5 protein-coding genes are annotated in these 6,591 nt (G+C 41.5%); 2 read left to right on the plus strand and 3 right to left on the minus strand.

What is annotated here, in order from left to right; all coding sequences use genetic code 11:
• Positions 1-483 precede the first annotated feature (483 nt).
• Together CSV64_RS16290 and CSV64_RS16295 are read right to left on the minus strand one after the other, a co-directional pair.
• Complete coding sequence (locus CSV64_RS16290; protein WP_099635651.1) at positions 484-2,157, minus strand: N-acetylmuramoyl-L-alanine amidase; 1,674 nt, start codon at positions 2,155-2,157, stop codon at positions 484-486.
• Between the two features lie 216 nt (positions 2,158-2,373).
• A complete protein-coding gene (locus CSV64_RS16295) occupies positions 2,374-3,285 on the minus strand; it encodes a C40 family peptidase (protein WP_099635652.1) in 912 nt (303 codons plus the stop codon).
• A gap of 292 nt (positions 3,286-3,577) precedes the next feature.
• Between CSV64_RS16295 and CSV64_RS16300 the strand changes: the two genes are divergently transcribed.
• The gene (locus tag CSV64_RS16300; RefSeq protein WP_099635653.1) at positions 3,578-4,675 is read left to right on the plus strand and encodes a glycosyltransferase; all 1,098 of its coding nucleotides are present in this window, start codon (positions 3,578-3,580) and stop codon (positions 4,673-4,675) included.
• Positions 4,672-5,955: a murein biosynthesis integral membrane protein MurJ gene (gene murJ / locus CSV64_RS16305; protein ID WP_099635654.1), complete on the plus strand. Its 1,284-nt coding sequence runs from the start codon at positions 4,672-4,674 to the stop codon at positions 5,953-5,955. The genes CSV64_RS16300 and murJ overlap by 4 nt, the downstream gene beginning before the upstream one ends.
• Positions 5,956-6,394: 439 nt before the next feature.
• On the opposite strand, the gene CSV64_RS16920 is transcribed toward murJ, so the two are convergent.
• The coding region (locus CSV64_RS16920; RefSeq protein WP_233191841.1) for a hypothetical protein at positions 6,395-6,591 on the minus strand (197 nt) is incomplete at its 5' end.

A 6,591-nucleotide genomic window follows, 5' to 3' on the forward strand; every position in this document is an offset into this window, starting at 1 on the left:
CCAACCACCAGTCGAGCAACGACCCCAACAAAAGTGCCAAAGACCCGCAGCCGCCTAGTCTTTCCGTCAACCGCGTTTCTAGATTGGGTAAGATACGCAATTTATCATTCTTAGAACCACAACCAAAATAAATATCACTCAGCAGCGCAGGCACAACTGCGGGGTAGGCCGTGGCCAGGAGACAACTGGCAGCACTTTGCCAGCTGGCTCCTGGCTGTAGGCAATCCCCCACGTGCCTGCGCGGGTCCAGAAAGCAGACACTCACTAACTTCCGTCCCCAATAACCAATCGAGCAACGACCCCAACAAAAGTGCCAAAGACCCGCAGCCGCCTAGTCTCTGCTCCAAACGCGTTTCTTAGTCGGGTACTATACACGATCTCTCAGTTTACTAGCTCACTGAAAAGCACACCCCCAAAAATGACCACACAAGCGCATTCATTCCATAAAAAAACCTCCTAGAGCATGTCTAGGAGGGGAGAACATTATTGCTTGCTGTAATACTGGTATAAACCTGTGTAGATTGCATCAGCATAAATATTCAAATACTGCTCGCTTGTTAGTTTGGCATAATCCTGTGAGTTTGTAATGAAGCCTAACTCTACAAGAACAGCTGCTACGTTATTATTCTTGATTACATAAAAGCCTTTATTCTTCACGCCACGATCAGACATATTGGCTTTTTGCACAATATTACGCTGAATGAAAGAAGCTAAATCACGGCTTTCTGTTGCGTTTATGTTAGAAGAAGAATCATAGAAAACTTCTGTGCCTTTTGCAGCAAAACCGGCTGCGTTCACGTGTATGGAAACGAATGCTTCAGCAAAATTCTTCTTAGCGAAATCTGTACGTGCTTGAAGTGAATAATACGTATCATTAGAACGTGTCATGATCACTTTAGCACCCGCATTCTTTAACTTCGCTTCCACTTTCTTAGAAACGTTCAATGTGATGTTTTTTTCAGATTTACCATTCTTACCTGCGCCTGGGTCGTGTCCGCCGTGTCCAGCATCGACAACGATGATACGATCTTTCAATGGATTACCTGTTTGATTCAATAATTTCAAATATGTTTTGTGCACATAACCTGTTGTACTGCCCGTACGAATCTTTGCCCAGTATCCAGACATAGACAAGACTTCTACTTTCTGACCGGCTTGTAGCTTACCGACAGTTGGGGCACTGGAGTTACCTGCAGAACGCATGTTTAAATTATTTACCGTTACTTTACCCATTGTTTTGGCAACAGGTGTCGGTTTTGGTGTAGTGACAGGTGGTGGTGTAGGTGCGGGTGTATTTGGTTTCACGTCATTTAAATTAGGAGTCGTGAAATATTCATGGATAAATCCTTCTACACCATTAATACGTACATTCAGCCAGATACCTTGATTACCGATTACTTCTACCAGTGTACCGTTAGGCAACACATGGATAATAGCAGAAGACTCAGAAGGTGCGCTGCGTACGTTTAGTGGATCTGTGTCGTCACCCGTTGCTACGCGTACGTACTTTACGCTAGATTGCTGATCTGGTGTTTTAACAGCCAATGCAAACTGCTTGTCCATCGCACGTGCAACGAATAATGCGAATTGTTTACGTGTTAACAAATTATTCGGTAAGAATTTCTTGTTGTCACCTTGTGTAATACCTGCATAATACAAGCCGTTGATCCGGTCAGCGTATTTGTGATTTTTCACATCATCCATACCCAGAGGTTTTTGGCTAGTTACTTTTTCAGATAAGTTAAACGCTACTGACATTGCATAAGCCATTTCATCCCGTTTAATTTCTTCGTTCGGTTTGAAGTTGTTAGCGTCAGTGTTCGGGAAGTATCCTTTTTGAAGAGCAATGTTAGCAAACTTGTATTGTTCGCTAGTTGGCTTCAATCCGTTAATTTCCATGTTTTTTAACTGTGTATTTTGTGTGCCCGTTGCAATAACAAGCATCTTGGCAACATGTGAACGTCGTAAGTTGTCTTGAGGATTGAATTTAGGAGTTTGATTAATAATACCTTTTTCCGCTATGTAATGGACTTCTTTGACATATTCACTATTGGCGGGGACGTCGGAAAACTTAAAGCTTGCAAATGACTGGAGAGGTGAGAGAGCTAAGATGGTTAGCAGCAACAGTCCGACTGTTGCCCATTTAAATTGTTTCATGAGATCCTCCTTAAAATATAGTATATTACTAGACTCATAGGTTCATTTTACCAGTTATGAAAACTAATTACTAGATATTTTTGTCATAGCTCGTAAAAAAGAAATGTTAATTCTATGATTCTTCGTAACTACTTGAGGAAGGATGGGGCTGAAGGGGGAGATAGTGCTGAATTTAGAGAAAACCGAATGCTCTAGTTTGAACATTCGGCAGGATCATTAATTATTGATACGATCAATGAATTTATTTAATTGTCCAACTGATACTTTGTCTGATAAACCATACGTACCATCTAAGTAACCAGTTGTAATTTCGTGATGGAATAAAATATTAATATATTCTGTTGCCCAGTGACCAGTAGGAACATCAGAGAAATTCGCAATAGCAGAACCTCTTAGTTCAAATGCACTTACTAAAACTTTTGCCATTTGAGCGCGAGTTAATTCTTTATTTGGATTGAAGTTACCTGCATCGCCAGAGAAGATATTCGCTTCAGCGACTGCGGAAATTGCTTCGTAATGAGGATTTGATTCATCCACGTCTTTAAATGTTGTGTTAACTGTTGTCATATCAAGGTCTAACTTTTCTGCAAGTACCTGTGCTATTTCACCGCGAGTTGCATAAACAATTTCTTTAACAGGAGCAGATGCAGCCACTTTTTGTTCTTCTTTAACGACGTTATCAGTGAAGTTCGCTACGCGACGTGCACCAATATAACGGCTCTTCCAGTAGTATGGATCATCCAATGATGATACCATGACACCTTTGCTCACAGAAGCATGGATGAAGTTATTAGATCCTATATAGATGCCAACGTGTGATACGCCGCGACCTGATGTATTAAAGAACACTAAATCTCCAACTTCTAGATTGCTTTTGGAAATGGAAGTACCGACTCCGATTTGTTGACCAGTCGTTCTTGGAATAGAAAGACCTTCTTTATTGAATACGTATTGTGTAAATCCTGAACAATCAAAAGCTGTTGGGGTTGTCCCACCTAAACGATAAGGTGTTCCCATATAATTTTTCGCTGTGCTTACTAATGACGTTGGTGAGTTTGCGGAAGCAAATTCTGGTACAAATGAAAAGAATAGTAGACTTGCCATGACCAGAGTTATTAGACGTTTCATGCTGTTCTCAAATTCCCCTTTCGCACAATCATTGTTGCGCTTTGTAATCTAGGAATATATTAGCACGGATAAACATAGAAATTATTACATTTATATTACAAGAGAATTACACACTGACACACAAATGAAATGTTAGTAGAAAAAACTAATTAGATTTTCATTATACGGAACAGAGAAAATATTCAGTTAAACGTTATTGCGACTTTATATCCCTATATTTTGTGGTATAATCATTCAACATATAAAAGAGCTTATTAGTTTATGACAGTAAGTAATAAAGGATGAGTTATGAGTGCCTAAAGTAGTAGTGTTTAGTAATATGTATCCTTCCACAGAGCATCCAACCTATGGAATCTTTGTGAAAAATCAAGTGGAACAATTAAAGAATGATGGTGTAGATGTTAAAATCATCGCCATACATGATCCGGGCAAAGGGAAAATCGGAAAAATAACCAAATATCTATCATGGGGAACACAATCCCTTCTATATGTCTTACAGCATAAAAAGAAAATCAGCATTACACATGCGCATTACGCGTTTCCCACTGGACTGGTGTCGTTGCTTGCAAAGAAATTATGGAAGATACCGTACGTTGTAACAGTGCATGGTGGAGATCTAGATAAAATGGCTAAAAAAAGTCCACGTATCGCAAAACTCACTAATCGTATTTTACAAGAATCCTCAGAAGTTATTACAGTGGGGGAGAAGTTGCGAAATGACGTCATCGATGATTATGGTATTGCCCCTAGCAAAGTAGAAGTTATGAGTATGGGTGTCGATACGAGTATCTTTAAACCGATGGGTCAGGAAGAGGTTCGGCTTTTATTGGACGTGCCTTTGAATGAACGAGTAATTCTCTTTGTAGGAAATGTGATCGAAGCAAAAGGTGTTATGGAATTGATCGATGCATTTGAACAATTACAAGAAACATATGACGACCTCCTTCTATATATAGTAGGTTCACAGAAGGACCAGCGTTTTACGGCAGAAGTGAAGGCGAAAGTCGGTAACAATGCAAGTATTCACTTTAAAGAGCCGGTTAGTCAGACTGAACTTGCGAAATGGATGTCAGCAGCAGATATTCTCGCTTTACCTTCATACCACGAAGGATTCGGCTTAGTGGCACTCGAAGCGCTTGCGTCGGGAGCCAAAGTCGTAGCGACGAATGTTGGAGGTTTACCTTATTTATTGAAAGAAGATGTCGGAACCCTAGTTGAGCCACGTAATGCACAAGCTTTAGCTGCTGGACTTGAGATAGCACTTGCGAATGAAGTGACAAGAGAGCAGCATGAAGTCACGCAACAAGTGATTCAGCAACATTCTTCAACAGTAATCGTCAAAAGGTTGAACGATATCTATGAACAGAATGGAAAGGGATCTTCCGAATGAGTAAATTATTTAAGATCATTGGCACTGTCGCTATCATTAATATTGTCGCCAGATTATTTGGCTTCGGTCGTGAAGTCGTGATTGGCATACAATATGGTACATCGACAGTGGCGGATGCTATCGCGACAGCGTATACGATACCGAACTTTATTTATCTAGTGCTCGGTGGGGCGTTAACGACTGCCTTTATATCGATCTACCATTCCTCAAATATGGACAAACCATTATTTGTGCGCAAGGCATTCACGACAGTTGTCATAACTGCCACACTCGTTACATTAGTCATTATCGTATTGACGAATCCGATACTGAATCTATTCTTTAAAGATTTAAGTGATGAAGACTATACATTAGTAAGAAATCTTTTCCTTTGGATGATGCCATCTTCAATCGTATTGGTCATGTCGACATGGATGAGTGGATTATTGAACATTAATGATCGTTTTCAGTTGTCGAGTCTAGCCATCTTACTGTATAACGCGGCGTTTGTTGGAGTAGGCTTTGCGCTAACAAAATGGCTTGGACCTGAATCATACGGTGTGGGTGCGATGGTCAGTGCAATCTTAATGGGACTCTTCCTATTTTGGGGAATCAAACGTGCAGATCTCTCTTCGCTGAAACCTTCATTCGGCATGCCAACGGATATTAAGAGAATGTGGTGGTTGGCTCTTCCGATTTTATTCGGTGGCGCATCCTTGCAGTTCTACTTCATTATTCACCGTATTGCAGCAGGGGGATTAGGGGAAGGTGCGATTTCTTCTATTAACTACGCATCGAAACTAACAGGTTTTCCACAAGCCATTCTCATGACAGCTGTAACGACGGTCATTTATCCGATGCTCGCGAAGAAAGAAGGCGAAGGGGATACGAAGACGGTCAAGGCGCTTTACAAGAAAGGTATGCTCTACATGGTCGCGTTACTATTGCCAGCGACGGTGTTTTGCTATTTCCTAGCTGAGCCGCTAATCCGTTTAGTATTCGGTTATGGGAATTTCGATGAGAAGTCTATTATGTTGACGGTACCGGTGTTCAAAGTGTTTGCTCTGTCGATGTTCTTCTTGGCGGCTAATACATATGTCACTCGTTTTTATTATGCCAAAGGTAATTCAATTACACCGATCATCTTTAGTTTGATCAGCGTGTTTGGAATTAATATTGGTATTATATTTGCGTTTGTTGATCAGATTGGTGCGCAGGCCATTGCGTACGGTACGGTCATTAGTGCCGCGGTCAATTTCCTGTTGCTTGCGGGCTATGCTCGATTTAAATGGAAGTTGTAAGGATAGGAAAAAGCTTCCGCTCAGTAAGTTGAGTGGAAGCTTTTTTGTGGTTTTAAGTAACTGAGTAGGGGAGTTGTTGCTTAAAATAAAATTGGGACTAAGTGATTTTTGGATGACGTTTTATAAAACTGTGCGTAATAAACGGCGTTGGGTTGTGGTTCTTGCAGGTGCTTTTTCTGTTTCGTCTTTGATCGGGAGGTTGTGGTTTAGCTGCCTGTGTAAATGGCAAGTTCATTGTCACCACTTCGGCGCTGGTGGATGGCTTTCGCGAGGAGCCATAGACAGGAAAGTTCGCCTGTCTTTGTCTCCTCGCTAGGGCAACCACAGTAGTCGCCTTCGTTGAATTGGGTGTAGGGCAGTTCCGGTATTTGTTTTAAAAGGCATTAGTGCGTAAGTGACCACGGATTACGTTTCTGTTTAGTGTGCGTAATAAGCGGCACTAAGTTGTGGTTCTTGCCCGTGCTTTTTCTGTTTCCTGTTTAATCAGGGGGTTGTGGTTTAGCTGCCTATGTAAGTGGCGAGTCCATTGTCCCCACTTCGGCGCTGGTGGATGGCTTTCGCGAGGAGCCAGAGACAGGAAGTTCGCCTGTCTTTGTCTCCTCGCTACGCCTACCACAGCAGGCGCCTTCGTTGGAT

It is taken from the genome of Sporosarcina sp. P32b (assembly GCF_002743335.1).
GTDB lineage: Bacteria > Bacillota > Bacilli > Bacillales_A > Planococcaceae > Sporosarcina.

Bases quoted from the DNA above. Each gene is read 5' to 3' on its own strand.
- murJ (WP_099635654.1), top strand. From the start codon at position 4,672: ATGAGTAAATTATTTAAGATCATTGGCACTGTCGCTATCATTAATATT.
- CSV64_RS16290 (WP_099635651.1), bottom strand. From the start codon at position 2,157: ATGAAACAATTTAAATGGGCAACAGTCGGACTGTTGCTGCTAACCATC.
- CSV64_RS16295 (WP_099635652.1), bottom strand. From the start codon at position 3,285: ATGAAACGTCTAATAACTCTGGTCATGGCAAGTCTACTATTCTTTTCA.